The sequence below is a fragment of the Streptomonospora nanhaiensis genome, assembly GCF_026642255.1.
Lineage (GTDB): Bacteria > Actinomycetota > Actinomycetes > Streptosporangiales > Streptosporangiaceae > Nocardiopsis > Nocardiopsis tropica.
On record NZ_CP113264.1, the window covers coordinates 2,946,449 to 2,971,005 of the forward strand.

Here is a 24,557-nt window from a genome sequence, read left to right on the forward strand (position 1 = left end):
CACTGACACGGGCCCGTTCTCGCGAAGGCCCGAGGCGCTCACTCGTCCCGGACGGAGATCCCCGTGCTCGCGGCGAGGGCGGGGGCGAGCGCGATCAGCTGGCCCCGGGTGACGATCGCGCCGGCCAGGGACTCGAAGCCCGACGTCAGGTCGAGGTCGACCGCCCCGCGCAGGTCCACCTCGCGCAGCTTCGCCTTGGCCAGGTGCACCTTCCGCAGGCTGGAGCCGGGGAAGGAGACCCGGGACAGGGACGCCCCGCCGAAGTCCACGTCGGTGAGGACGCAGTCCTCGAACACCACGTCGTCCATGCGCGAGGCCCTGAAGTTCACCCCGTCGAGCTTGCAGGAGGAGAAGACCACGCGCCGGACCTCGCAGTCGAAGGAGGCGGCGCCGGCGAACACGCTGTCCACGATGCTGCTGTCGAGCCAGACGGACTCCGCGATGTCGGTGCCGGTCACGCGCACCGTGTGCAGCCACACGTCGGTGAACCTGCACCGGCGCAGGCTCCCGCCGCTCCACCGGGCGGAGGTGAAGGCGCTCTCGATGAACCGGGCGCCGGTGAGGTGGACCCGGTCGAACCCGCCGCCGTCGAAGTGGACGCCCTCGTGGGGGTCGTCGTGCAGCTGCTCCATGCTGAAGGGGCGCAGGTCCTCGGCGTAGGGCAGGTCCGAGATCTCGGTGGGGACGGGGCGACCGGACACGGGGTCCTCTCCTGGAGCGGCCCCTGGCGGGCCGCGGGGTGGACACGGGCGCGAGGCGGGTTCGCACCCGACGCCACCGCGGTCTCCTGACCAGTGGAACCTACCACCGCGTCGAGCGGCGCCCCGGCCGGTCCGCCACGAGAGGTCGGGGCGCCGACCGCGCCACCGGCCCCCGCCTGCCGAGGGCGGACGGAAGCAGGAGCACACGGTGCTCGCCGAGGCGGGGCCGGCCCGCGGGGTGGTTTACTCGGCCGGACGACAGACATCGCGGAGCGGGCGGCCCCGGCTCCGCGGCGAGTGAAGGCGAGAAGGGCATGCCCACGGCGTTCGACCCCCACGAGCTGGCCGGTACCAAGGTGAGGAACCGGATCGTGATGGCGCCCATGACGCGCAGCCGCGCCCGGGAGCCGGAGCGGATCCCGACGGCGCTGACCGCCCGGTACTACGCCCAGCGCGCGGGCGCCGGCCTGATCGTCACCGAGGGCACCCAGCCCTCGGCCGTCGGTCAGGGGTACACCAACACCCCCGGGCTGCACTCGGCCGAGCAGGTCCGGGCGTGGAGAGCGGTGACCGACGCGGTCCACGCCGAGGGCGGGGTGATCTTCGCCCAGCTGATGCACACCGGCCGGATCGGGCACCCCGACGTGCTGCCCGACGGCCTGGCGCCGGTGGGGCCCTCCGCGGTCAGGGCGCGGGGGAAGGTCTACACCCACCAGGGGGCGGCGGAGTTCGTCACCCCCCGGGAGCTGACCGACGAGGAGGTCCACCGGACGGTCCGGGACTTCGCCGACGCGGCGCGCAACGCGATCGACGCCGGGTTCGACGGGGTCGAGGTCCACGGCGCCAACGGGTACCTGCTCCACCAGTTCCTGTCGGTCAACGCCAACCTCCGCACGGACCGGTGGGGCGGCTCCGTCGAGAACCGGATCCGGCTCCCCCTGGAGGTCGCCCGGGCGGTGGCCGGGGCGATCGGCCCGCACCGCACCGGCATCCGCCTCTCGCCCGGCGGCACGTTCAACGACATCACCGACGACGCGGACCTGGCCGGGACCTACCTGCCCCTGGTGAACGGGCTGGCCGAGCTGGACCTGGCCTACCTGCACCTGGCGGAGCAGGCCGACCGCGCGCTCACCGACCGGCTGCGCGCCGCGTGGCCGAACACGTTCATCCTCAACCCCGCCACCGGCTCCGGCGTCCCGACCGGTCCGGACGCGGTCGACCTGGTGGCGGACGGCACCGCGGACCTGGTCTCCTTCGGGGCCCTGTTCCTGGCCAACCCCGACCTGCCCGCGCGCCTGGCCGCCGACGGGCCCTTCAACGCCCCGGACCGGGCCACCTTCTACTCCGGCGGCGAGCGGGGCTACACCGACTACCCGGCCCTGGACTGAGACCGCCCCGCCGCCGTCCGGCGGCCCGTCCCGCGACGTCGGCCCGCCGACACCGCGACGACACAACGAGAAGGAGTCACCTTGAGCTTCGACACACCCGAGGGCACCCGCGGCGCCCAGCTGCCGCCCGCCGAGCAGATGCGGCGGATGAACGAGGACGTGATCGCCGACATCCGCGCCGGCGGCAGCGGACCGGACGGGATGAACGCGCTCGTCCTGGTCACCGTCGGCCGCAAGAGCGGGCAGGAGCGGCAGACTCCGGTGGCCTACTTCCCCCTGGACGGGGACTCCTATGCGATTGTGGCCTCCGCCGCCGGGGCGGCCAGGCACCCGGTCTGGTACCGCAACCTGGCCGCCGCCCCCGACCGGGTGCGCGTGGTCGTCGCGGGGGAGGAGCTCGCCGTCACTGCCGAGGAGCTCGCCGGAAGCGAACGCGACCGCGTCTGGGCGAAGATCACCGCCGCCGCACCGGGGTTCGCGGAGTACGAGCGGGCCACCGACCGCACGATCCCCGTCATCCGCCTCCTCCCGAAGGGCCACGGCGAGGACTGAGTCCCCGCCCTGCCCGACCCGGGAAGGACCCTGCCGACGGCGAGGGCCTTCCCGGGGATCTCCGGGGCGGTCGCCACGTCGGCGGGGCCGGGCCCGCCCGGTCAGCGCGCGGGGGCCGCCCCCGGGCGCAGGGCCTCCATGGCCTGCCGGCCCAGGCTCTGCTCGATGTGCCCGCGCATGACCTCCTCGGCGGTCCCGCTCTGGCCGCCGATCACCGCCTCCGCCAGCGCCCGGTGCTCACCGCGCACGCGCGCGTCCTCGGAGGCGGACCCGGCGCGGTGCCGCAGGGTGAACTGGCGGTAGCGGTCGGCCTTGTCCCACAGGCTGTCCAGGATGCCGATCATGGGCTCGTTGTGGGAGGCGCGGTACACGGCGCGGTGGAAGTCGCGGTGCGCGTTCAGCGCCTGGATGCCGGACGTGCCGGTCAGCGGGTCCAGGGCGTCCAGCGCGCGGCGGATCGCCTCGACGTCGGCGCCGGTGCGGCGCTGGGCCGCCCACCCGGCGGCCAGGGGGTCCACGTGCGAGCGGACCTCGTACAGGCTCTGCGCCTCCTCGAAGGACAGCTCCGTCACCCGCGCGTCCCGGTGCGTCTCCAGCGTCATGAGCCCCTCGGCGGCCAGGCGCTTGAGCGCCTCGCGCACGGGCGTGGTCGAGACGCCCAGTTCGGCCGCGATGCCCTCCTGGCTCAGCGCCGCCCCGGGGTGCAGCTCGTCGGCGAGGATGCGCTGCTTGATCTCCTCGTAGGCGTACTGGCTCTTGCTGAAAACCGGCTTCGTCGTCACGAACGTCGTCCTCCCTGAGGAGGCAGGATATCGGCCTCTCCTGACTTCTGACATCATGTAGCCTATAGGCTAGGAGGACTGATGTCGATCGATTCACACCGCAGCCGCCGGAGGCTGGGGTCCGCGGCGGGCGGCGCGGAGTACTTCCACATCGGGGCGGTGCCGGGAACCGAACGGCTGCCCCTCGCGCACAAGATCATGCTGGAGAACCTCCTGCGCCACGAGGACGGCGACCTGGTCACCGGGGCCGACATCGCGGCAGTGGCGGAGGGGCGCACCGGCACCCACGAGATCGCCTTCCACCCCTCCAGGGTGTTCCTGCACGACACCAACGGCGTGCCCGTCCTGACCGACCTGGCCGCGCTGCGCGACGCGGTCGCCGAACGCGGCGGGGACCCGGGTGCCGTCGACGGCGCTATCCCCGCCGAGCTGACGGTCGACCACTCGGTGTCCACCGACTTCTTCGCCCGCCCCGACGCCCCCCGCCTCAACGTCCGGCGCGAATACGAGCGCAACGCCGAGCGCTACCGGTTCCTCAAGTGGGGACAGCGGGCGCTGAGCACGCTCGAGGTGGTCCCGCCCGGCGCCGGCATCATGCACCAGATCAACGTCGAGCACCTGGCCCGCGTGGTCGAGGTGCGCGACGGCCTGGCCCTCCCCGACACCGTCGCCGGGACCGACTCCCACACCACCATGGTCAACGGGCTGGGCGTGCTGGCCTGGGGCGTGGGCGGCATCGAGGCCGAGGCGGCCGTGCTGGGCCAGCCGGTCTCCCTGCTCATCCCCCCGGTGGTCGGCGTGGAACTGGTCGGCGAGCTGCGGCCCGGCGTCACCGCGACCGACCTCGTGCTCACCGTCACCGAGAGGATGCGGCGCCTGGGCGTGGTCGGCAGCATCGTGGAGTTCTTCGGCGCCGGGGTCGGCGCCACCGGCGTCGCCACGCGGTGCACCCTGGCCAACATGAGCCCGGAGTTCGGCTCGACCGCCGCGCTCTTCCCCGTCGACGACCGCACCCTGGAGTTCCTGCGCCTGACCGGGCGCCGCGAGGACCACGTGCGGCTGGTGGAGGCCTACGCCAAGGAGCAGGGCCTGTGGCACGACCCCGACCGCAGGCCGTGCTTCGACCGGACCCTCGTCGTCGACCTGGACGGGATCACCCCGAGCCTGGCCGGACCGCGCAGACCGCAGGACCGGGTCGAGCTGGCCGGGACCGGCGAGGCGGTGCGCGCCGCCCTCGCCGAGCTGGGCCGTGCCGAGGAGCCCGCGCCCGCCGAGGGGCCCGACGCGTCCGGGCCGCGCGACGGCGCCGTCGCCATCGCCGCCATCACCTCGTGCACCAATACCTCCAACCCCGCCGTCATGGTCGCCGCCGGCCTCCTCGCCCGCAACGCCGTCCGGCGCGGACTGGGCGTCGCACCGTGGGTCAAGACCAGCCTGGCCCCCGGCTCCCGCGTGGTCGTGGACTACCTGGAGCGCGCCGGCCTGATGCGCGACCTGGAGAAGCTGGGGTTCGGCCTGGTCGGGTACGGGTGCATGACGTGCATCGGCAACTCCGGGCCGCTGGCGCCCGGGGCGGCGGCCGCCGTCGAGGACAGGGGGCTGGTGGCCGCCTCGGTGACCTCGGGCAACCGCAACTTCGACGGCCGCGTCAACAACGACGTCTCCCTGAACTTCCTCGCCTCGCCCCCGCTCGTGGTCGCCTTCGCCCTGGCGGGGACCACCCGCGTCGACCTCACCGCCGACCCGCTCGGCACCGGCCCGGACGGCGAGCCGGTCATGCTGGCCGACCTGTGGCCCACCGAGGCCGAGATCGAAGAGGTGGTCTCCGCCGGCATCGAACCGTCGATGTACACCGAGGTCTACGGCACCCTCTTCGACGGCGACGAGAACTGGCGGGGGCTCACCGCGCCCGGGGGCGCCCGGTTCGACTGGGACCCCGACTCCGTGTACCTGCAGCGCCCCCCGTTCCTGGAACTGGCGGCGGAGCGGGGCGCGGAGGGGGCGCACGGCGACATCGTGGGCGCCCGCGCCCTCCAGGTCCTCGGTGACTCCGTCACCACCGACCACCTCTGCCCGGCCGGGCGCATCCCCGCCGACAGCCCCGCCGGACGGTTCCTCCGCGAGCGCGGCGTGGAGGCGCCCGACCTCAACACCTACGCCTCGCGCAGGGGCAACTGGCAGGTGATGAAACTCGGCGGCCTGGCCAACCCCCGGCTCCGCAACGCGATGACCCCCGGCCTGCCGGGCGGCAGCGCCGTCGATCTCGGCCCCGACGGCGACGAGCGCACGGTCGGCGAGGTCCACGCCGTCGCCGACCGCCACCGCGACCGCGGGCAGCCGATGCTGATCATCGCCGGCCGGGAGTACGGCACGGGCTCCTCCCGGGACTGGGCCGCCAAGGTCACCTCGCTCCTGGGCGTGCGCGCGGTCATCGCCGAGTCCTTCGAGCGCATCCACCGCTCCAACCTGGTGGGCATGGGCGTGCTCGCCCTCCAGTTCGAGGACGGCGACAGCGCCGGGAGCCTCGGGCTGACGGGGGAGGAGGAGTACGCCGTCACGGGGCTGGAGGGCCGCGACGAGGTCCCCGAGCGCCTGTCCGTCACCGCCCGCCACCTGCGCACGGGCCGGGTCACCGAGTTCACCGTGCGGGCCCGGGTGGACACCTCCCGCGAACAGCTCTACTACCGCCACGGCGGGCTGCTGCCCTACATCCTGCACCGGGCGCTGTCGGAGCCGGGGCGGGCCCGGGACTGATCCGACCGGGTGTCGCACGGCGAAGGGCCGGCCGGGAGTCCCTCCCGGCCGGCCCCTCCGTGTCGGAGCGCCGGGTCAGCTCCGCGCCCGCGGGACCTCTCCGCAGTCCGCGGGGTCCTCCGCGGCGGGTTCGCCGGCGGGCGCGGCGGGGCGCAGCCGCCGCCACGCGGTCCAGACGAGCCCGAGCAGGAGCAGGCCGTAGAGCGCGACGGTGATCGGGCTCCCGACCAGGATGAGCGGGTCGTTGCCGGAGTTGGCCATCGCGTCGCGCAGCGAGTACTCCGCCAGCGGGCCCAGGATCACCGCGATGAGCACCGGGGCCAGGGGCACCCCCGTGCGCCGCATGGCGAACGCCAGGACGCCGAGGAGGCACATGAGCACCAGGTCCGTCTTGCTCGCGCCCGTGGCGTAGACCCCGAGGCAGGCGAAGACCGTGATGCCCGCGTAGAGGTAGGACTGGGGGAGCAGCAGCAGCTTCGCCCACAGCGGCGCGAACGGCAGGTTGATGACCAGCAGCACGACCGTGGCCAGGAGCAGGCCCGCCAGGAGGGCCCACACGATGTCGCCGTTGCGCTCGAACAGCAGGGGGCCGGGCTGCATGCCGTACTGCTGGAAGGCGGCCAGCAGCACGGCCGCGGTGGCCGAGGTCGGCAGGCCCAGCGACAGCAGCGCCCCCATCGCGCTCCCCGCCGTCGCGTTGCCCGCGGCCTCCGGGGCCGCCACGCCCTGGATCGCCCCCTTGCCGAACATCGGCTTGCGGCGGCGCTTGTCCAGCTGGCGCTCGGCGCTGTAGGCGAGGAAGGTGGGGACCTCCGCGCCCCCCGCCGGGATGATGCCGAAGGGGATGCCGATGCCGGCGCCCCGCAGCCACGCGGGCAGCGCCGCCCGGAACTCCCTGCCCGACAGCCAGGGCCGTCCCGCGGAGGGGACGATCTCGTGCGCGCCGCGGTGGCCCACGCGCCCGGCCGCGTACAGCACCTCGCCGACGGCCAGCACGGCCACGGTGATGACGACGACGCTGATCCCGTCGAAGAGCGCCGGCATCCCGAAGGTGAAGCGCGCGGTGCCCGTCGACTGGTCCGTGCCAACCAGGGCGAGCCCCAGGCCGAACGCCAGGGCGGCCAGGCCCTTGAGGGGCGACTCCGAGACCACGGCGGAGATCGCCACGAACGCGAAGACGGCCAGCGCGAAGTACTCGCCGGGGCCGAACTTGGTCGCCAGGTCGGCCATGGAGGGCGCGAAGAAGACGACCAGCACGGTGGCGAGGATGCCTCCGGTGAACGCGCCGATGGCGGAGGTGGCGAGCGCCTGCGGGGCCCGCCCCGACCGCGCCATCCTGTGGCCCTCGAAGGTGGTGGCGATCGCGGTGCTGTTGCCCGGGGTGTTCATCAGGATGCCCGCGGTGGAGTCGCCGAACAGGCCGCCGAAGTAGACGCCGCTGAACATGATGAGCGCGGCCAGCGGGTCGAGCGTGAACGTCATCGGCAGCAGCAGGGCCACGGCCATGGCCGATCCCAGGCCGGGCATGACGCCCACCGCCGTGCCCAGGAACGCGCCGAGGGTGATCCAGAGGAGGTTCATGGGGGTGAGGACGGCGCCGAACCCGCCGATGAGGTGCGTCAGCTGCTCCATGTCACAGACCCCCCAGCACGCCGGAGGGCAGGTTCAGGCCGAGCATGCCGCTGAACACGATCTGGACGGTCGCGGCCATGACGAAGCCGACGGTCAGGCTGCGCAGGAGGTTCCGGTTGCCCAGCCCCGTCGCCACGGCCGTGAACATCAGCGTCGCCATGAGGAGCCAGCCCACGATGTCGATGAGGCCGCTGAAGGCGGCGATGCCGAGCAGGACCAGGCCGACGGCGCGCCAGTTGGTGCGCTCCTCCGCGGCCAGGGCGGCGCGGCGCCCGGGGGAGCGGCGCAGCGCCGCGACGATCAGCAGGAGGCCGATGACGGCGGCGAGCGCGGCCACGAACCAGCCGAACCCCTGGGGGCCGAGCAGGCCGCCGTCGCCGATGACGTCCATCCCCGCGTTGCCCGCGGCGAGCGTGCCCGCCATGGCCAGCAGGAGGCCGCCGATGACCAGTTCGCCGCGGCCGTCCCAGAAGGACGGTGTCCGCGGCGGGGCCTCCGCCGGGTCGGCGGCCGAGCCGCTGTCGAGGTCTGTGTGTGACATGTTCTCTCCGTGAAGTCCTCGGGCTCAGGAGCCCGAGATGAGGCCGAGGTCGGTCATGAGCGTGCGGATCCGGACCTCCTCGTCGGTGAGGAACTCCGCGAACTCCTCCGGACCGGCCCAGTTCGGCTGCCAGTAGTTGCGGTCGGTCGCCTCCTGCCAGGACTCGGCCCCGTACATCTCCTCGGTGATCGCCAGGAGCTCCGCCCGGTCCTCGTCGGTGATCCCGGGGGCGGCGACGAGGCCGCGCCAGTTGACCAGGTCGACGGAGGGGTAGCCGAGTTCGGCGGTGGTCGGGATGTCGAACCCGTCGAGGCGCTCGGGCGCCACGACGGCCAGCGCCCGCAGCCGCCCGCCCTCGATGAGGTCGCGGAAGTCGTTGAACCCGGTGACGCCGATCTGCACGGTGCCGCCGGCGTCGGAGAGCAGGGAGATCGTCAGCTCCCCGCCCCCGGCGTGCGGCGTGTAGTGCAGGTCGGCGGGGTCCAGCCCCGCGGCCTCGGCGAGCTGCCCGGCGACCAGGTGGTCGGGCGATCCGGCCGACCCGCCGCCCACGGGGATGTCCGGGTCCTCCTCCCAGGCCCGGAGGAAGTCGTCCAGGGTCTGCCAGGGGGAGTCCGCGGGGACCGCGATCACCTCGAAGTCGTCGGTCAGGCGCGCGATCGGCGTCACGTCGCTCAGCCGGACCGGGGAACCGCCCATCTCCACGCCGCCGACCATGGCGGCGCCGGTGACCATCACGGTGGTGGGCTCCCCGTCGAGCCTGGCCAGCTGACCCAGGCCGATGGTCCCGCCCGCGCCGGGCACGTTGACCACCTGGACGTTGTTGACGATCGATTCCGTCCTGGTGGCCTGCTGGAACTCGCGGGCGGCCAGGTCCCAGCCCCCTCCGGCCGCGGCGGGGGCGATGACCGTCAGGGCGGAGCGGGCGCGCGAGCCCTCGTCGCCGCCCGCGGCGTCCTGCACGGCGAAGAACCCGGTCGTCACGACCAGGGCGAGGCCGATCCCGGCGCCGAGGAGGCCCTTGTCGCCGATCACGCGGGGCCTCCCGCTCTGCGGGGCCCGGCTCCGGACTTCACCGCGAGCACGGGGCACGACGCCTCCAGGAGCAGGCGCTGGGCCGTGCTGCCCATGAGCAGCTTGCCGATCGCGGAGCGGTGGCGGACCCCGATGACGAGCAGGTCGGCGTCCAGCTCCTCGGTGAGGTCCAGGAGGGCGGCCGCCGCGTCGGCGTCGGCCAGGCGTACGGCCCTCGCCCGGACCCCCTCGGCCTCCGCGCGCCCGACGAGTTCGCGGACCCGGGACTCGTCGGCGGCCCGTGTGTCGGCGGCGGCGTCGTCCGAGACGGCGTTGGCGATCACCAACTCGCCGCCCTGGAGCCCCGCCTGTCGGACCGCCTGCGCGAAGGCCGCCTCGGCGGACTCCACGGGGGCGTGTGCGAGCACCACTGTCATCTGCTCCTCCTCGAACCATCCGTGACTGGCGTCACAGTGTGCAGTGTATAGGCTGTATCACCGGGGCCGATCCGTCAATAGCAGCAGGTGGCACGGCGGCCGGAGCGGCGCCGGCGGCCCGCGGCGGGGGCAGGGGCGGCCGGACGAGCGCGGATCGGCGGAGGCCGCGGCGCACGCCGCCCCGGGGGAGGGGCCGGGAGGGGCCCGTGTCCCAGGGCGGCGCCGGAACCCGGCCGCGGGGTCAGCCGCCGGACGCGCCCGACCCCGCGGAGGCCGGCCCCAGCGGGAAATGGCAGGCGGCCGTGTGTGCCGGGTCCCCGGACACCGCCTCCACGGGCGGGGCGGTCCGGGAGCACAGGTCCTCGGAGTGGCGGCACCGGGTGCGGAAGCGGCACCCCGACGGCGGATCGACCGGCGAGGGCACCTCACCGGTCAGCAGGATGCGCTCCCGGGAGGGCGCGTCGGACCGGAGGGGGGACGGGGCGGAGGACAGCAGCGCCGCCGTGTAGGGGTGGCGAGGGTTCGTGAAGATCTCCTCGGTGCTCCCCGTCTCCACCACACCGCCCAGGTACATCACCGCCACGCGGTCGGCCACGTGGCGCACCACCGACAAGTCGTGTGAGATGAAGACGTAGGAGACGCCGAGCTCGGCCTGCAGTTCGGCGAGCAGGTTCAGGACCTGTGCCTGCACGGACAGGTCCAGGGCGGACACGGGTTCGTCGCACACGATGACGTCGGGGTCCAGTGCCAGCGCACGCGCGATCCCGATGCGCTGCCGCTGGCCCCCGGAGAACTCCTGGGGGTAGCGGTGGGCGTCACCGGCCCGCAGGCCGACCATCTCCAGCAGCCGGCGCACCCGCTCGGCCCGGTCCCGCCGGGGGACGAGGTCGCGGTGGGTGCGCCACGGCTCGCTGATCAGCTCGGCCGCGTTCAGACGGGGGTTGAGGGACGCGAAGGGGTCCTGGAACACCATCTGCACCCGCCGCCGCCACGCGAGGAGCTGCTTGCCGCGCAGGGCGAACGGGTCGGTCCCGTCGAAGCTCAGCGTTCCCCGGTCCGGACGCTCCAGCATGAGCAGGACCCGGGCCAGGGTGGACTTGCCGCACCCGGACTCGCCCACCAGCCCCAGCGTCTCACCGCGGTCCAGGGTGAGGTCGACCCCGTCCAAGGCGCGCAGCGACGTGCTCCCCGACGCACTCCGGGGCACCCTGAAGCTCTTGGTCAGGCCGCTCGCCCGGAGCAGCGGCCCGACGGGCGGCGCCGTGGTCTCAGGCATCGGTGGCCTCCTTCCAGTAGTGGCAGGCGACCGTGCGGCCGCGTTCGTCCCCGGACAGCTCCGGCCGGTGCGAGGCGCACCGCTCGCGCGCCAGGTGGCAGCGGGAGCGGAACGCGCACCCGCTGGGGACCGCCCGCAGGTCGGGCGGGCTGCCGGGGATGAACCTCAGCGGTTCGCCGGGCCTGCCGCCCCCCGGAACCGAGGAGAGCAGGCCCCGTGTGTAGGGGTGGCGGGGAGCGGCGAAGACCTCGCCGATCGGCCCGGTCTCCACGATTGCCCCGGCGTACATCACGGCCACGTCGTCGGCGTGCTCGGCGGCGACCGCGAGGTCGTGGGTGATGAGGACCAGTGCCATGTCCCGCTCGGTGCGCAGGTCGCGGAGCAGCTCCATGATCTGGGCCTGCACCGTGACGTCGAGGGCGGTGGTGGGCTCGTCGGCGAGCAGCACCGAGGGCCGCAGCGCCACCGCCATGGCGATCAGCAGCCTCTGGCGCATACCGCCGGAGAACTGGTGCGGATAGGCGCCGGCCCGGGAGCGCGCTTCGGGGATGCCCACCCGTTCCATGAGTTCCACAGCCCTGTCCCGGGCCGCCCGGCGCGACAACCCCTCGTGGATGCGGAAGGGCTCGCCGAGCTGGGCGCCTACGGTGAACACCGGGTTCAGTGCGGTCAGGGCGTCCTGGAACACGATGGCGAGTTCGGGGCCGGCCAGGCGGCGCCGCTCCGACGCCCCGAGCGCCAGCAGGTCCGCGCCGTTCAGGCGGATCCGGCCGCCGACCACGTCGGCGACCGGGTCGAGGAGCCCGGCGATCGCCAGCGCCGTCATGCTCTTGCCGCACCCGGACTCGCCCAGCAGCGCCAGGGTCCGGCCCGAGCGCACGGTGAAGCTCACGTCGCGGACCGCGTGCGCGACCCCCTCGGGGGTCCGGATGTCGACCGAGAGCCCGTCCACCTCCATCGCGGCCGGGTCCGTGGGCCGTGTCCGGTGGATGCTCTCCCGGAGAGCGTTCATCTACCTGCCTCCTCGGCTCTGCGGGCGGTCGCGCGGGCCCTGCCGCGCGGCACGGTCAGCCGCCACCTCTGGGCGGGGTCGGTCGCCAGCCGGGCCCAGGAGGCCAGGGTGGTCGCCGAGACGGTCGTCATGACGATGGCCAGGCCGGGGAAGACCGCGATCCACCAGGCGGTCTGGAGCTCCTGGCGCCCCTGGGCCACCATCAGCCCCCAGCTCAGGTCCGGCGGCTGGATGCCGATGCCCAGAAAGCTCAATGACGACTCCGTGAGCATCACGAAGCAGAAGTCGAGCGTGGCGACGGTGATCAGCGTGGGCATCACGGTCGGGGCGACGTGGCGCCGGATGATGCTCCCCCCGCGGGCGCCGAAAGTGCGGGCCGCGTCCACGAACAGGCGGCTGCGCAGCTCGGCGGACTCGGCGCGCGCCGTGCGCAGGTAGACCGGGACGCGGGCGATCGCCAGGACCAGGACCAGGGTCGCGACGCTGGGCGAGAACACGTACAGGACCACGACCGCCAGGAGCAGCGACGGGAAGCTGAGGACCACGTCGGCGATCCGCATGGACACGCTCTCGCGCCAGCCGCGGTGGTAGCCCGCCCACATGCCCCAGGCCGACCCCACCACGAAGGAGGCGAGGACGGCGGGCACGGCCACCGCGAAGGTGGTGCGTGCCGCGACCACCAGCCGGGCCGCGACACTGCGGCCCAGGGAGTCGCTGCCGAGCACGAACGCCCAGCCGTTGTCCAGGGTGAACGGCGGGAGGTCGACTGCATGAAGGTTCTGCCGGGTGGCCAGGTCACCGAGCAGGAACGGTCCGGCCACCGCGCAGGCGGCCACGGCCAGCAGCATCAGCGCGGCCAGGCAGGCGACGCGGTCCTTGAGCAGCAGGGCGAACAGGCGCGGCGGTCGCGCGGCCGGGGGCGCGGCGCCCGCCTGATCCGGGCGGTCCCCGGTCTCGGACAAGGGGTCTCCGTTCGTCATGTCGCCACCCCCTGGCGCACGCGCGCGTCGAGCAGCGCGTAGCAGGCGTCGATGAGGATGTTGAGGGCGAAGATCGTGACAGCGGTCAGCAGTACCGCCGCCTGGAGCACCGCGAAGTCGCGTTGCAGGATCGAGTCGATCATCAGCTTCCCGATGCCGGGCCAGCCGAAGATCGTCTCGACCACGACGGCGCCGTTGACCAGGCCCACCGCGAGGTCGCCGGCGACCGTGAGGGCGGGGGCGGCCGCGTTGCGCAGGGCGTGGACGAAGATGACGCGCTTCTCGTCGGCCCCCTTGCTGCGCGCCACCCTGGTGTAGGGGGCCGACAGCGCCGAGACCATCGAGCCGCGCACCACCTGGACCAGGACACCGAACGGGCGGATGAGGAGCGTGGCGATCGGCAGGACCCACGCGCCCATCCCGTCGGTCCCGGAGGTGGGCAGCCAGTTCAGCGTCACCGCGAACACCAGGACGCCCATGATGGCGAACCAGAAGTCCGGCACACTCGCCGACGCGGACGACAGGAGGCCTGCGAACCGGTCGGCGAGCGAGTTCGGGCGGTAGGCGGCCAGGCTGCCGACCACCACGGCCGCCGTCACGGCGATGGCCATCGTGGCGCCGGCCAGTTGGAGGGTCGCGGGAAACGCCTGGAGCACCGCCTGGGCGGCGGGCTGGGCGGTCCGCAGCGACTCGCCGAAGTCGAGGCGGACGATCTGGGACAGGTAGTCGAGGAACTGCACGGCCACCGGCTGGTCGAAGCCGTTCCTGGCGGCGAACTCCGCCCGCATCTCGGGTGTCGCGCTGAGGGGCAGGTAGAGGTTGGCCGGATCACCGGTCAGCCGAGCCAGGAAGAACACGCCCAGGACCACGGCGAGGAGCGGCAGGGCGCCGGAGATGATGCGGCGCCGCAGGAAGACGAGCATGGAGTCGGACACCGCCTCAGTCGTTCCGCTGCATCTCGCGCAGGCGCAGTTCGTCGTTGGTGGCCGAGTTCGGCGTGTACGACACGTTCGTCGCGACGGCCATGATGCCGGTCATGTGCGCCAGCACCGCGTCGCGGACCACCTCGTCGTTCTGGTGGGCGAGCGCGTCGGCGAACGCCTCTTGGCGCTCCTCGCCCTGTGCCCGCTCGGCCGCCTGGGTCAGCTCGTCCAGGGTCCTGGTTCCGTAGCTGCTCTGGGCTCCCTCGGAGCCGTAGATCTGCTCCATCGTGAATGCGGCGTCACCCGCCTGGTTGCCGTGTTGGGCCTGGAGCAGCGTCGGACCGGCGTCGGCGGGGAACGGGCGCAGCAGGTACTCCAGCCAGGCGTTGACGTCGAGCATCTGGATCTCCACGTCGAGTCCGGCCTCGATCAGGGAGCTCTGCACGACCTCCATGGCCTCCGAGGCCCGGGGGTAGATGCCGTTGCGGCCGATGATGGTGATCGTGGTGTCGACGGCCACACCGTCCGCGCGCGCCTCCTCGACCAGTGCGGCGGCCCTCTCCGGGTCGTGGGGCCAGGCCCCGATGTCGGGGTTGTGGCCGGTGACGCCCTCCGGGACGACCTGTCCGGCGGGTTCGCCCAGGCCGGCGAAGACCGAGGAGACCAGTCCCTCCTTGTCGATCGCGTGGTTGACCGCCTGGCGGACGCGGAGGTCGTCGAGCGGCTCCTGGGTCGCGTCCATGCGCATGTAGGAGGTCTCGTTGTTGGGGAACTCCACCGCGAAGTCGCCGGCGCCGTCCTCGGGGGCGAGCCCGACGGCGATGTCGGCCTCGCCCTGGGAGACCATCGCGGCCCGGATACTGCCCTCCGACCGCCATACGTACCTGGCCGTCGCGTAGGCGGGGGCCTCGCCCCAGTAGCCGTCGTAGCGCTCCAGGGTCAGGCTGGTCCCCTGCTCCCACGTCCCGACCCGGTAGGGGCCGGTCCCCACGGGTTCGCGGACCTTCTCCTCGGCGCTGGTGCTGGTGGGGACGACCTCGACGAAGGACAGCCTCAGCGGCAGGATCGGGTCGGGCTCGGCGGTGGTGACCTCCAGCGTGGTGGCGCCGGTGGCCTCGGCGGTGAGCTCCCCGTCGCCGAAGACGTAGCCGTCGACGTTGCAGCCGATGTCGGAGTCGACGGTGCGGTCGATGGAGAAGGCGGCGGCCTCGGCGTCGAACGCCGTGCCGTCGTGGAAGGTGACCCCGTCGCGCAGGGTGAACGTCCACGTGGTGTCGGAGGTCCGCTCCCAGTCGGTGGCCAGCGCCGGTTCGAGCTCGCCGGTGTCGGGGACGCGCTCGGTGAGCGCCTCGGTGATGTTGGAGCGCGTCACACGGCCCGTCGCGGTGAGCGAGGCGTCGCAGGGCTCCAGGGTGGGCGGTTCCTCGGGCAGAACGATGCGGATCGTGTCCGCGGCGTCTCCGTTGCCGGAGTTCGCGACGGTGCACGCGCTGCCGGCCAGGAGGACACCGGCTGCGGCGAGGGCGCCGGCGATCCGCACAGGACGGCGGCGGGCATCCCGGGAGGGGGGTGGGACGGGCATGGGGGCTCCGATATCTGACCTGGGGCGGGGCGGGGACGGGTCTTCCACGGGGCGGGAGGCGCCCGGGGGCGGGGTTCCGTGCAGGAGGTGCGGGCGGCGAGCGCCTCAGGGGTACCCGGGACCGTCGGATCTGAGAGGGCCCTGGTGGCGGGCGGACAGCGCGTCCGGTGCGGCTCCGGCCGCATCGCCGGTGCGGTCCCCGGAACGGGGGGTGTCGAGCCCCCCGGCCGGGGCGGGGAAGCCCGGCGAACCGGAGGGGAGGTCTGCGGGCACTGCGGGCGCGGGGGGCATACAGAAACCTCTTGTCTACATATGAAGACGGTATCTATATTTATAGACAGCAACAGTAAGTAGGTGTCTCAGATCACGTCAAGGATGAACATGGGACTCTCCGAGGAACAGGACGCGCAAACCCTCCGGGTGACGGGCGTCCGCCCGGTGAAGTCCGCCGAGCGGACGATCGCGCTGCTGGAGTACCTGAGTGCGGCGGACACGCCGAGGTCCCTGCGCGACATCACCTCCGACCTGGGTTTTCCCCGGGCCAGTGCCTACGCGCTGCTGATGACTCTGGTCCAGAGCGGGTGGGTGGATCCCGACGACACCGGATCCGGGTACCGTCTGGGGATCCGCGCCCTGCGCGTGGGCGCCTCCTACGTAGAACACGACGACGTCGTGCGCCGGGCGCAGCGCGTCATGGACGAGATCTCCCAGGAGTGGGGGGAGACCGTCCACCTCGCCCGCCTGGACGCGCACGAGATCGTCTATCTGGCGACGTGCATCTCCCGGCACTCGCTGGCGGTCGTCTCCAGGCCCGGCCGCAGGCTCCCCTGCTGGGCGACCGGGCTCGGCAAGGCACTCCTTGCCGGGCGCACGTGGGAGGAGGCCGAGGCCCTGCTGCCGGAGACGGTCCGGGCGCGCACCTCCCACACCATCACCGACCGTGCGGAACTGCGCGAAGAGCTGGCGCGGGTGAGGGAGCGCGGCTACGCGATCGACGAACAGGAGTCCACCGTGGGGCTGCGGTGCTTCGCGGTGGCGCTCGACTTCGGGGGAGGGGGCGCGCCCAGGGAGGCGCTCAGCTTCTCCGTCCCCATCGTCCGGCTGGACCCCGAGCGGGAGCGGGGGATCGTGGGCGCACTGCTGGGGGCGCGCGACCGCATCGTGCGCTGACCCCGTCCCGCCGGCCGGGGCCCGTGTGCGCGGAGGGCCGCTCGGGGAGCGCCGGGCCCTGCTCCGGCGTCCCCGTTCGTCGGGTCGGCGCAGCTCGCGGGCTGCCCCGCGTGCGCCGACCGGATCGGCGGCGGAGCGCTCCCGACCGGGGGCGGTGGCGTCTCCCGTGTGCGCGAACCGGGCACGTCCGGAACCGCCGCCGGCGTCCGGCCGACACCGGCCGCCGTCCGCACCCGGTGGCCGGGACGGGTCCGACCTGGTGTTCCAGGTGGGGCTGTATGGAGGAGTGTGGCGGACCACACTTCGTGTTCCGGCGGGGGTGCTCCCCGGTGGAGGAAGCCACAGGATAACTTCGGACCGGGGTAACCAATTCTCGCGCGCCGGGTTCTTTTGTCCTGCTGTGCGGCATGTGTCCTTCGGTCGAATGCGTCGACAAGCGGGATCTGTTGGTCATTGCCATTCTTTCCGGTGTTCTCATTTGTTTCCGAGAAAAAGAATATCTCGGATAATATCCCCATGTTCCACAACTTTGTGAAAATTCTGGATTAAGCCATTCGCAGTTCTACAAAATAAAGTCCGCGAATTACTACTCTTCGGGTTGTGGCGCTTGTAACCTCGTGTTTTCGGCCGACCATGGGTCTGGCAGGGAGAGCGCGGCCAGAGGCCTGCGTGTTCGCATGCGCCCCTGACCCCGACCTCGCCCGTGACCATTTCCTGCGGTGACGTTCGATTCCACCACCCCAGAGAACCTGGAGAGTGTCCATGAAACCTGACACCGCACACCCCAATCCAGATCGGGATACCAGTGAGAAAAGGGCCCTCCACGCCCGATCGGCCCTCGCCGGGTACTTCTTCCTCACCGGGGCCGTGATCCCCGTGTGGGCCTCCCGCATCCCCGCCGTCAAGGAGCAGAGCGGCGTCGGCGCCGACCAGCTCGGCCTCGCGCTCCTCGCGATGGGGGTGGGGGCGATCATCACGGCCCGCGTGGGCGGCGCCCTGCTCGACAGGTGCGCCCCCCGCTTCGTCGTCCCCCCGGCCGCGGTCGCGGCCTCGCTCTGCCTGGCCCTGCCGGGAGCGGCCATGGGGCCACGCGAGCTGGCCGCCGCCCTGTTCGTCCTCGGCGTCGCCCACTCCCTGCTCAACATCAGCGTCAACACCCACGCCGCCACCCTCCAGCAGCCGCTGGGGCGGCCCCTCCTGTCCTCCTTCCACGCCTTCGTGTCGCTCGGAGCGTCCTTCGGCGCCGTCTGCGGTGTCGTCACCGCCCACGTCGGACTCAGCCCCCTCATCACCTTCCAGGCCATGGGCGCGCTCCTGGCGCTGGCCGCACTTGCCCCCGCGAGAGCGCTCGCGCGGTACACGCCACCGGCGGTCGACCAGCAGTGCGGCGCCGGCGGGTCACCCGGCAGGCTCCGGCTCTCCCCCCTGCTCCTGACCCTGGGGGTGCTGTCCCTGGCCGCGATGCTCACCGAGAGCGCGGTCCAGGACTGGAGCGCGCTCTACGCCCAGGAGAGCGTGGGCGCCTCCGGTGCCATGGCGGCGACGGCGTTCGCGGCGTTCACGGTCACCATGACCATCGGCCGCCTCATGGGCGACCGCCTGGTCCTGTGGCTGGGCCGGGTGGTCCTGCTCAGGTCCGGTGCGCTCGTCGCGGTCGCCGGTTTCTCCCTGGCCCTGGGCCTGCCCACCCAGGCCACGGTCCTGGCGGGGTTCGCCCTGGTCGGCCTCGGCCTCTCGTGCGCGGTTCCCCAGCTGTTCAGCGCGGCGGCGGAGATCGATCCCCGGCGCGTCGGCAAGAACCTGGGAACGGTCGCGGCCATCGGCTACCTGGGACCCCTGCTGGGCGCCCCCGTGATCGGGGTGCTCTCGGAGCAGGGCGGGGTGGGCACCGGCCTCCTGGTGCCCGTCCTGCTCACCGTGGCCCTGGCCACGGGCGCGAGCACGACCCGCCGCCGCCGGTCCGGCGCGGCCGTCTGAGGCCGCCCCGGACAAGCGGCCGGACCGGGCCGCGGTCGGTCCGCCCGCCGCGGCCCGGCCCCCGCACGCCCGGCGGACCGCCCACCGCCGTGCGGCCCCCGGGTCGCGGTCGGCGTCCGCCAGGGGCGCCGGCCGCGGAAACACCGCACCGTGCGTGGCGGAGATGGTGACGGTGAGTGATCGAAACGTAGGTTGGGGCCATGCGCGTACTAGTCACAGGCGGGGCCGGGTTCATCGGATCGCGGGTGGCGGAGGAACTCCGCCTGGCCGGGCACGAGGCGGTGACCCTCGACGCCTACCTGCCCCAGGCCCACCCCGGGCAGGGGCCGCGGGAGGGCGTCGACGTCGTGGCCGACGTCCGGGACGGCGACGCCGTCGAGCGTGCCCTGCGCGGGGTGGACGCGGTCTGCCACCAGGCGGCGATGGTCGGGCTGGGCTCCGCCGGCTTCCTCGACGCCCCCGACTACGTGGGCTGCAACGACCTGGGCACGGCGGTCCTGCTGGCCGCCATGGCCCGGGCCGGGGTCCGCGACGTCGTCATGGCCGGTTCGATGGTCGTCTACGGCGAGGGCCGGTACACGTGCCCCGAGCACGGCGACGTCCGCCCGGGACCGAGGGCGGAGGCGGACCTGGCGGCCGGGGTGTTCGACCCCCCGTGCCCCCGCTGCGGCGCCGCGCTCGTGCCCGGCCTGGTCGGGGAGGAGGCGCCGACCGACCCGCGCAACGTCTACGCCACCACGAAGCTGGCGCAGGAGCACCTGTGCGCGTCGTGGGCCAGGGCCGTCGGAGGGCGCGCGGTGTCCCTGCGCTACCACAACGTGTACGGGCCCGGGATGCCCCGCGACACCCCGTACGCGGGCGTCGCCTCCTTCTTCCGCTCCGCGCTCGCCCGCGGCGAGGCGCCCCGCGTGTTCGAGGACGGCCGCCAGCGGCGCGACTTCGTGCACGTCGCGGACGTGGCCAGGGCCAACGTGGCGGCACTGGAGGCGGTGCGGGACCGGGCCGGCGGGGAGCTGTCCGCCTTCAACACCGGGAGCGGGACGCCGCACACCATCGCCGAGATGGCGCGGGCGCTGGCGGAGGCGTACGGGGGCCCGGCGCCCCGGACCACCGGCGAGTACAGGCTGGGCGACGTACGGCACATCACCGCGTCCTCCCGGCGGCTGGTCGAGGAGCTGTCCTGGCGGCCGAGGGTCGGCTTCGCCGAGGGGATGGCCGAGTTCGCCCGCGCCGACCTGCGCGGATCGGTCGGCGCGGGCGCCACGACGGGGTGAGGGCGACGCCTCCGCGTGTCGCGCCCGTCGTTCACACCCGGCAAGGGCATCGATTCGTAACGTGACCAAGATGACCAGTGAACCTCACGAGCACGACCGCGAGAACGACGAACCGGCGCGCGCCGGCCACGGTCCCGGGGGCGGCGGTCCCGCGCCGCCCGTCGACGTGGTGCTGCCCTGCCTGGACGAGGCCGCCGCCCTGCCCTGGGTCATGGAGCGGATACCGCCGGGCTGGCGGGCGATCGTCGTCGACAACGGCTCGACGGACGGCTCGGCCTCCGTCGCCGAGGCCCTGGGGGCCCTCGTCGTCCCCGAGCCGCGCCGGGGCTTCGGCGCGGCGTGCCACGCGGGCCTGACCGCCGCGACCGCCGAGTTCGTCTGCTTCTGCGACTGCGACGCCTCCCTGGACCCCGGGCTCCTCCCGGAGATGGTGGAGCGGGTCCGCTCCGGCGGGGCCGACCTGGTCATGGGCAGGCGGCGCCCCACCCGCCGGGGGACCTGGCCGGTGCACGCCAGGGCCGGCAACGCCGCCGTCGCGCGCATGCTGCGCTCCCGGACCGGGGTGCGGGTCCGCGACATCGGCCCGATGCGGGCGGCCCGCAGAGCCGGGCTCCTCGGGCTGGGAACGGCCGACCGCCGCTCGGGCTACCCCCTCGAGACGGTCGTGCGCGCCGCCGACGCCGGGTGGCGGATCGAGGAGGTGGACGTGCCCTACCTGCCCCGGTCGGGCAGGTCCAAGGTCACCGGGACGTGGCGGGGCACCTGGACCGCGGTGCGCGACATGACGGCGGTCCTGCGCGAGCCCCCGGCCCGGCGCCGCGCGCCCGCGGGGGGAGGGTCGCCGTGACCGGCCACCGCGACGCCGCCCTGCCGACCGGGGCCGCCACCCTGGTGGTCATCGCCAAGGAACCGGTCCCCGGCCTGGTCAAGACGCGGCTCACCCCGGAGTACACGCGGGAGGAGGCCGCCACGCTCGCGGAGGCGGCCCTGGCCGACACCCTGCACACGGTGTGCTCCCTCCCCGCCAGGAGGCGGCTCCTCGTCCTGGAGGGCAGGCCCGGCCCCTGGCTCCCGTCCCCGGGCTTCGAGGTGGTGCCGCAGGTCGGCGCCGGGTTGGACGAGCGGCTCGCGCACGCCTTCGCCGCGTGCTCGGGGCCCACCCTGCTGATCGGCATGGACACCCCCCAGGTGAGCCGGACGCTCCTGGCGCCCGCGCTGGCCCCGGACGCGTGGGACCGCGCCGACGCGTGGTTCGGACCGAGCGAGGACGGCGGCTTCTGGGCGCTCGGCCTGGCCGCCCCCGACCCCGCTCTGCTGCGCGGCGTCCCGATGTCGACCGCGCACACGGGCCGGGTCCAGCGCGAGCGGCTCGTCGGCGCGGGACTGCGCGTGGGCGAGCTGGAGAGGATCACCGACGTCGACACCGCGCGCGACGCCGCCCTCGTGGCGTCGCTGATACCCCGCAGCCGCTTCGGCAGGGCCGTCCGGCTGGCGAGAGCGCGGTGCCGCAGGTGAGCGCGGCCGGGACCGGGATCGACGCCGGGTCGGCCCCGTGGCTGTGCGACCCCTACTCGCAGGCGCTCGCCAGCGGACGCGGCCCCCTGTTCCTGCGCCGGTCCGACGGGTGGATGCTCCCGCTGGAGGTCGAGCGCTGGTGCGGGGGGACCGACGCCGCCGACGAGAGCGTGCTGGAGCGCGCCGAGGACGACACCGTCGACGTCGGGTGCGGCCCGGGCCGCATGGTCGCCGCGCTCACGGCCCGGGGCCACCTCGCGCTGGGCGTGGACACGAACCCCGTCGCGGTCTCGCGCGCCGTCGAGGCGGGCGGCCGGGCGGTGCGCTCGTCGGTGTTCGACCCCCTGCCCCGGGAGGGCGCCTGGCGTACCGCCCTGCTGCTCGACGGCAACATCGGTATCGGCGGCGTGCCCGGGGACCTGCTCTCCCGGATACGGGAGGTCGTCCTGCCCGGCGGCCTGCTCGTCGTCGAGGCCGCGGGCCAGGACGTCCACGAGCGCGTGACGGTGCAGGTCACCGACGGCCGCCGGGATCCGGGGGCGCCGTTCCCGTGGGCGAGGGTCGGGCTCCCCGCCCTGCGGCTGTGCGCGGAGGCGGCCGGATGGACGTGGTCGGAGGCGTGGAGGGTGCGGGGGCGCCGGTTCGCGGCGCTGCGCTCCCCGCGCTGAGCCGCGGCGGGCCGGGGGAGCGGCGCCGCGCCGACGGTCCCGACCGGCGGCCACCGGGCGGCGGTCCTGCGCTCGTCGCGTTCCCCCTCCCGGGAGCGGCGCCGCGCCGACGGCCGCTCAGGGCGTGCGCGCGGCCCGCGCGTACCGGACCGCACGCTCGGCGGTGTGTCCGACCGCACCCCCTGCGAACAGCGGTTTCCCCCGTCCCGGCGACACGCCGCCGCGCACCCCGCGACAACGGCGGCCGTGACCTACGGTGACGGCGTGACGCAGCCAGAACTCCACCGGAACGACCGGGAGGCGCCCGGCGCCGCCCGTCGCGGCCTCCGCGCCGACCTGACCGCCGCCGCCCTGGCCGTGCTCCTCTTCGCCGCGGCGGCCGTCACCGGCACCTGGATCGAGCGCACACGGGGCGTCCTCCACGTCGACTGGCCGCCGCTGTACGCCTCCTGGCTCCCGCACACGGGGCCGGGCACGGTGCCGGCCCTGGCCCTGGCGGCGGCGGTGGCGGCCTGCGGTCCCGCGGCCGCGCGCGCCCTGCCCTGGCGCGCCCTGGTGGGGACGGCCTGGACCGTGTCCGCCCTCTGGACCGCCGCGCTCGCCCTGGTCGACGGCTGGAGGCGCGGGATCGCCGACCGCCTCCTGTCACCCCACGAGTACCTGTCCTCGGTGCACCGCTTCGAGGACGCGGGCGCCGCACTGAGCACGTTCACCCGGCACATCCTCATCGGGCAGCCGGACAACTGGCCCACGCACGTGGCCGGGCACCCGCCGGGCGCCGTCCTGACCTTCGTCGCCCTGGACCGGATCGGCCTGGGGGGAGGGGCGTGGGCCGGGCTCTGGTGCATCCTGGCCGGCGGTTCGGCCGCCGCGGCCGTGCTGGTCGCGATGCGCGCGCTCGGCGCGGAGGGGGCGGCGCGCCGGGCGGCCCCGTTCCTCGTGCTGCTGCCCGCGGCGGTGTGGGCGGGCGTGTCCGCGGACGGCTACTTCACGGCGGTCACCGCGTGGGGCCTGGCCCTGCTCGCGGTCGGCGCGTCGCCCGGCGCCCGCGCGCCGCGCTCCACCGCGCTGGCGGCCGGCCTGCTCCTGGGGTGGGCGGTGTACCTGTCCTACGGGCTGGTCCTCGCCGCGGTCCCGGCCCTGGCCGTGCTCCTGTGCGCGAGGAACGCGCGCCCCCTCCCCTACGCCCTGGCGGGCGCCCTGGTCGTCGCCGCCGCCTTCACCGCGGCGGGCTTCCACTGGTGGGAGGGGTACCGCCTGCTCGTGGAGCGCTACTACCAGGGGGTGGCGGCCGTCCGCCCCTACGCGTACTGGGTGTGGGCCAACCTCGCCGTCGCGTGCCTGGCCGTGGGACCCGCGACCGCGGCGGGCCTGCGCCGGGCGCTGGCGGGGGCGCCCGCGGCGGCGGGCGGCCTGCTCCGGGCGCCGTCCCGGGAGGCCTCGACGACGGTCCTGCTCGTCGCCGCCGGGCTCGGGGCGATCGCCGTGGCCACCCTCTCGGGGATGAGCAAGGGCGAGACCGAACGGATCTGGCTGCCGTTCGTGCTGTGGCTCGTCCCCGCCGCGGCCCTCCTGCCGGACCGCCACCACCGGGGGTGGCTGGCCGCCCAGGGGGCCACGGCCCTCCTGGTCAACCACCTGCTGCTCACCGGCTGGTGACCCGGCCCCGCCGTCGCCGCCCCCCGCGGTGGTGGGACGATGGAGGGGAGATGACCGAGAGCGAGTCGTGCCGCCCGTTGCGCGCCGGGGTGTTCACCCTGGTGTGCGCGAGCCTGTCCGCGCACGGGCACGCGCTCAGCTCCGGCCACGACGTCCCCCTCGCCGGGCTCCTCGCGGGGGCGGCCGTCGTGTTCGCCATGGCGTGGGCGGCCGCGAACCGCCGCCAGGGCTGGGCCACCCTCACCGGGTGGATGCTCTGGGGCCAGTTCGCCCTGCACGTGGCCTTCAGCTACGTCGGCTCGCTCGGAGGTCCGCACACCGCCTCGCACGAGGGCGACGTGGTGGTCCAGGCTGCGATGCCGGCGTGGACGATGATCGGGATGCACGTGGTCTCCGCGCTGGTCAGCGCGTGGTGGCTGCGCCGCGGGGAGACGGCGCTGTTCGCCTTCCTGCGCTTCATGGCGCTCGCCCTCCTCCCGCTGCTGGTGCTGGTGTGCGGCCTGCCCGCACCGCGCGGCCCCCTCGTGCCCCGCCTGCGGACCGCGGACGTGCCCGTCCGCATCCGGCTGCCGTACCTGCGGCACACGCGCGTCCTGCGCGGCCCCCCGGCCCTGTCGCCCGCCTGAGACCCCGCGTTCGCCACGCCCTGGGCAGGGCGCGGTCACGGCCGTCCCTGCCCTGACCCCCGCCCTGGCCTCCCGCACCGCCCCGGCGCCGCTC

The 24,557-nt window shown here is 74.3% G+C and carries 21 protein-coding genes and 1 pseudogene; 11 read left to right on the forward strand and 11 right to left on the reverse strand.

The features are described from left to right. Positions 1 to 38 precede the first annotated feature (38 nt). Positions 39 to 701, reverse strand: coding sequence for a pentapeptide repeat-containing protein (locus OUQ99_RS12720; RefSeq protein ID WP_267949647.1), 663 nt, complete (start codon positions 699 to 701; stop codon positions 39 to 41). A 314-nt stretch (positions 702 to 1,015) separates the two neighbouring features. On the opposite strand from OUQ99_RS12720, the gene OUQ99_RS12725 reads away from it, so the two are divergent. Beyond that, positions 1,016 to 2,089, forward strand: coding sequence for an alkene reductase (locus tag OUQ99_RS12725; RefSeq protein WP_267949648.1), 1,074 nt, complete (start codon positions 1,016 to 1,018; stop codon positions 2,087 to 2,089). 81 nt (positions 2,090 to 2,170) lie between these two features. Further along, positions 2,171 to 2,641, forward strand: coding sequence for a nitroreductase/quinone reductase family protein (locus OUQ99_RS12730; RefSeq protein ID WP_267949649.1), 471 nt, complete (start codon positions 2,171 to 2,173; stop codon positions 2,639 to 2,641). A gap of 101 nt (positions 2,642 to 2,742) precedes the next feature. On the opposite strand, the gene OUQ99_RS12735 is transcribed toward OUQ99_RS12730, so the two are convergent. Continuing rightward, positions 2,743 to 3,423 (reverse strand): GntR family transcriptional regulator, encoded by a 681-nt coding sequence (locus OUQ99_RS12735; protein WP_267949650.1) that lies wholly within the window; start codon positions 3,421 to 3,423, stop codon positions 2,743 to 2,745. Between the two features lie 81 nt (positions 3,424 to 3,504). Between OUQ99_RS12735 and acnA the strand changes: the two genes are divergently transcribed. Further along, positions 3,505 to 6,177 (forward strand): aconitate hydratase AcnA, encoded by a 2,673-nt coding sequence (gene acnA / locus OUQ99_RS12740; protein ID WP_267949651.1) that lies wholly within the window; start codon positions 3,505 to 3,507, stop codon positions 6,175 to 6,177. 75 nt (positions 6,178 to 6,252) lie between these two features. Here acnA and OUQ99_RS12745 read toward each other — a convergent pair whose 3' ends face one another. The 9 genes from OUQ99_RS12745 to OUQ99_RS12785 form a co-directional block, all read right to left on the reverse strand. Continuing rightward, the gene (locus OUQ99_RS12745) at positions 6,253 to 7,809 is read right to left on the reverse strand and encodes a tripartite tricarboxylate transporter permease (RefSeq protein WP_267949652.1); all 1,557 of its coding nucleotides are present in this window, start codon (positions 7,807 to 7,809) and stop codon (positions 6,253 to 6,255) included. A 1-nt stretch (position 7,810) separates the two neighbouring features. Beyond that, positions 7,811 to 8,350 carry a tripartite tricarboxylate transporter TctB family protein gene (locus OUQ99_RS12750; protein ID WP_267949653.1) on the reverse strand — a complete coding sequence of 180 codons (540 nt, stop codon included), beginning with the start codon at positions 8,348 to 8,350 and terminating at the stop codon, positions 7,811 to 7,813. A 24-nt stretch (positions 8,351 to 8,374) separates the two neighbouring features. Further along, positions 8,375 to 9,385, reverse strand: coding sequence for a Bug family tripartite tricarboxylate transporter substrate binding protein (locus tag OUQ99_RS12755; RefSeq protein WP_267949654.1), 1,011 nt, complete (start codon positions 9,383 to 9,385; stop codon positions 8,375 to 8,377). Beyond that, a complete protein-coding gene (locus tag OUQ99_RS12760; RefSeq protein WP_267949655.1) occupies positions 9,382 to 9,801 on the reverse strand; it encodes a universal stress protein in 420 nt (139 codons plus the stop codon). Before OUQ99_RS12760 ends, OUQ99_RS12755 begins: the two co-directional genes overlap by 4 nt. Before the next feature lie 241 nt (positions 9,802 to 10,042). After that, on the reverse strand, positions 10,043 to 11,077 hold the full coding sequence (locus OUQ99_RS12765) for an ABC transporter ATP-binding protein (protein ID WP_267949656.1): 1,035 nt from the start codon (positions 11,075 to 11,077) through the stop codon (positions 10,043 to 10,045). Next, on the reverse strand, positions 11,070 to 12,089 hold the full coding sequence (locus OUQ99_RS12770) for an ABC transporter ATP-binding protein (RefSeq protein WP_267949657.1): 1,020 nt from the start codon (positions 12,087 to 12,089) through the stop codon (positions 11,070 to 11,072). The genes OUQ99_RS12765 and OUQ99_RS12770 overlap by 8 nt, the downstream gene beginning before the upstream one ends. After that, positions 12,086 to 13,069, reverse strand: coding sequence for an ABC transporter permease (locus OUQ99_RS12775; protein ID WP_267949658.1), 984 nt, complete (start codon positions 13,067 to 13,069; stop codon positions 12,086 to 12,088). The genes OUQ99_RS12770 and OUQ99_RS12775 overlap by 4 nt, the downstream gene beginning before the upstream one ends. Beyond that, positions 13,066 to 14,004, reverse strand: a complete 939-nt coding sequence (locus OUQ99_RS12780; RefSeq protein WP_267949659.1) for an ABC transporter permease — start codon at positions 14,002 to 14,004, stop codon at positions 13,066 to 13,068. Before OUQ99_RS12780 ends, OUQ99_RS12775 begins: the two co-directional genes overlap by 4 nt. Before the next feature lie 4 nt (positions 14,005 to 14,008). Next, the gene (locus tag OUQ99_RS12785; protein ID WP_267949660.1) at positions 14,009 to 15,574 is read right to left on the reverse strand and encodes an ABC transporter substrate-binding protein; all 1,566 of its coding nucleotides are present in this window, start codon (positions 15,572 to 15,574) and stop codon (positions 14,009 to 14,011) included. 381 nt (positions 15,575 to 15,955) lie between these two features. On the opposite strand from OUQ99_RS12785, the gene OUQ99_RS12790 reads away from it, so the two are divergent. From OUQ99_RS12790 to OUQ99_RS12825, 8 genes and pseudogenes are all read left to right on the forward strand, one after another. Then, on the forward strand, positions 15,956 to 16,744 hold the full coding sequence (locus tag OUQ99_RS12790; RefSeq protein ID WP_267949661.1) for an IclR family transcriptional regulator: 789 nt from the start codon (positions 15,956 to 15,958) through the stop codon (positions 16,742 to 16,744). Positions 16,745 to 17,506: 762 nt separating this feature from the next. After that, positions 17,507 to 18,721: an MFS transporter gene (locus OUQ99_RS12795; protein ID WP_267949662.1), complete on the forward strand. Its 1,215-nt coding sequence runs from the start codon at positions 17,507 to 17,509 to the stop codon at positions 18,719 to 18,721. A gap of 200 nt (positions 18,722 to 18,921) precedes the next feature. After that, a pseudogene (locus OUQ99_RS12800) lies at positions 18,922 to 20,035 on the forward strand (NAD-dependent epimerase/dehydratase family protein); the annotation flags it as partial. 30 nt (positions 20,036 to 20,065) lie between these two features. Continuing rightward, positions 20,066 to 20,842 carry a glycosyltransferase family 2 protein gene (locus OUQ99_RS12805; RefSeq protein WP_267949664.1) on the forward strand — a complete coding sequence of 259 codons (777 nt, stop codon included), beginning with the start codon at positions 20,066 to 20,068 and terminating at the stop codon, positions 20,840 to 20,842. Further along, positions 20,839 to 21,510, forward strand: coding sequence for a TIGR04282 family arsenosugar biosynthesis glycosyltransferase (locus tag OUQ99_RS12810; RefSeq protein WP_267949665.1), 672 nt, complete (start codon positions 20,839 to 20,841; stop codon positions 21,508 to 21,510). Before OUQ99_RS12805 ends, OUQ99_RS12810 begins: the two co-directional genes overlap by 4 nt. Beyond that, positions 21,498 to 22,178, forward strand: coding sequence for a class I SAM-dependent methyltransferase (locus tag OUQ99_RS12815; RefSeq protein ID WP_267949666.1), 681 nt, complete (start codon positions 21,498 to 21,500; stop codon positions 22,176 to 22,178). The genes OUQ99_RS12810 and OUQ99_RS12815 overlap by 13 nt, the downstream gene beginning before the upstream one ends. 264 nt (positions 22,179 to 22,442) lie before the next feature. Then, on the forward strand, positions 22,443 to 23,837 hold the full coding sequence (locus OUQ99_RS12820; RefSeq protein ID WP_267949667.1) for a hypothetical protein: 1,395 nt from the start codon (positions 22,443 to 22,445) through the stop codon (positions 23,835 to 23,837). A 50-nt stretch (positions 23,838 to 23,887) separates the two neighbouring features. Further along, entirely contained in the window at positions 23,888 to 24,463 is a 576-nt protein-coding gene (locus tag OUQ99_RS12825; protein WP_267949668.1) for a hypothetical protein, read from the forward strand. Positions 24,464 to 24,557: the final 94 nt, after the last annotated feature.

Bases quoted from the DNA above. Each gene is read 5' to 3' on its own strand.
- OUQ99_RS12785 (WP_267949660.1), bottom strand. From the start codon at position 15,574: ATGCCCGTCCCACCCCCCTCCCGGGATGCCCGCCGCCGTCCTGTGCGG.
- acnA (WP_267949651.1), top strand. From the start codon at position 3,505: ATGTCGATCGATTCACACCGCAGCCGCCGGAGGCTGGGGTCCGCGGCG.
- OUQ99_RS12825 (WP_267949668.1), top strand. From the start codon at position 23,888: ATGACCGAGAGCGAGTCGTGCCGCCCGTTGCGCGCCGGGGTGTTCACC.
- OUQ99_RS12795 (WP_267949662.1), top strand. From the start codon at position 17,507: ATGAAACCTGACACCGCACACCCCAATCCAGATCGGGATACCAGTGAG.
- OUQ99_RS12745 (WP_267949652.1), bottom strand. From the start codon at position 7,809: ATGGAGCAGCTGACGCACCTCATCGGCGGGTTCGGCGCCGTCCTCACC.
- OUQ99_RS12775 (WP_267949658.1), bottom strand. From the start codon at position 13,069: ATGACGAACGGAGACCCCTTGTCCGAGACCGGGGACCGCCCGGATCAG.
- OUQ99_RS12765 (WP_267949656.1), bottom strand. From the start codon at position 11,077: ATGCCTGAGACCACGGCGCCGCCCGTCGGGCCGCTGCTCCGGGCGAGC.
- OUQ99_RS12805 (WP_267949664.1), top strand. From the start codon at position 20,066: ATGACCAGTGAACCTCACGAGCACGACCGCGAGAACGACGAACCGGCG.
- OUQ99_RS12760 (WP_267949655.1), bottom strand. From the start codon at position 9,801: ATGACAGTGGTGCTCGCACACGCCCCCGTGGAGTCCGCCGAGGCGGCC.
- OUQ99_RS12750 (WP_267949653.1), bottom strand. From the start codon at position 8,350: ATGTCACACACAGACCTCGACAGCGGCTCGGCCGCCGACCCGGCGGAG.
- OUQ99_RS12770 (WP_267949657.1), bottom strand. From the start codon at position 12,089: ATGAACGCTCTCCGGGAGAGCATCCACCGGACACGGCCCACGGACCCG.
- OUQ99_RS12725 (WP_267949648.1), top strand. From the start codon at position 1,016: ATGCCCACGGCGTTCGACCCCCACGAGCTGGCCGGTACCAAGGTGAGG.
- OUQ99_RS12790 (WP_267949661.1), top strand. From the start codon at position 15,956: ATGGGACTCTCCGAGGAACAGGACGCGCAAACCCTCCGGGTGACGGGC.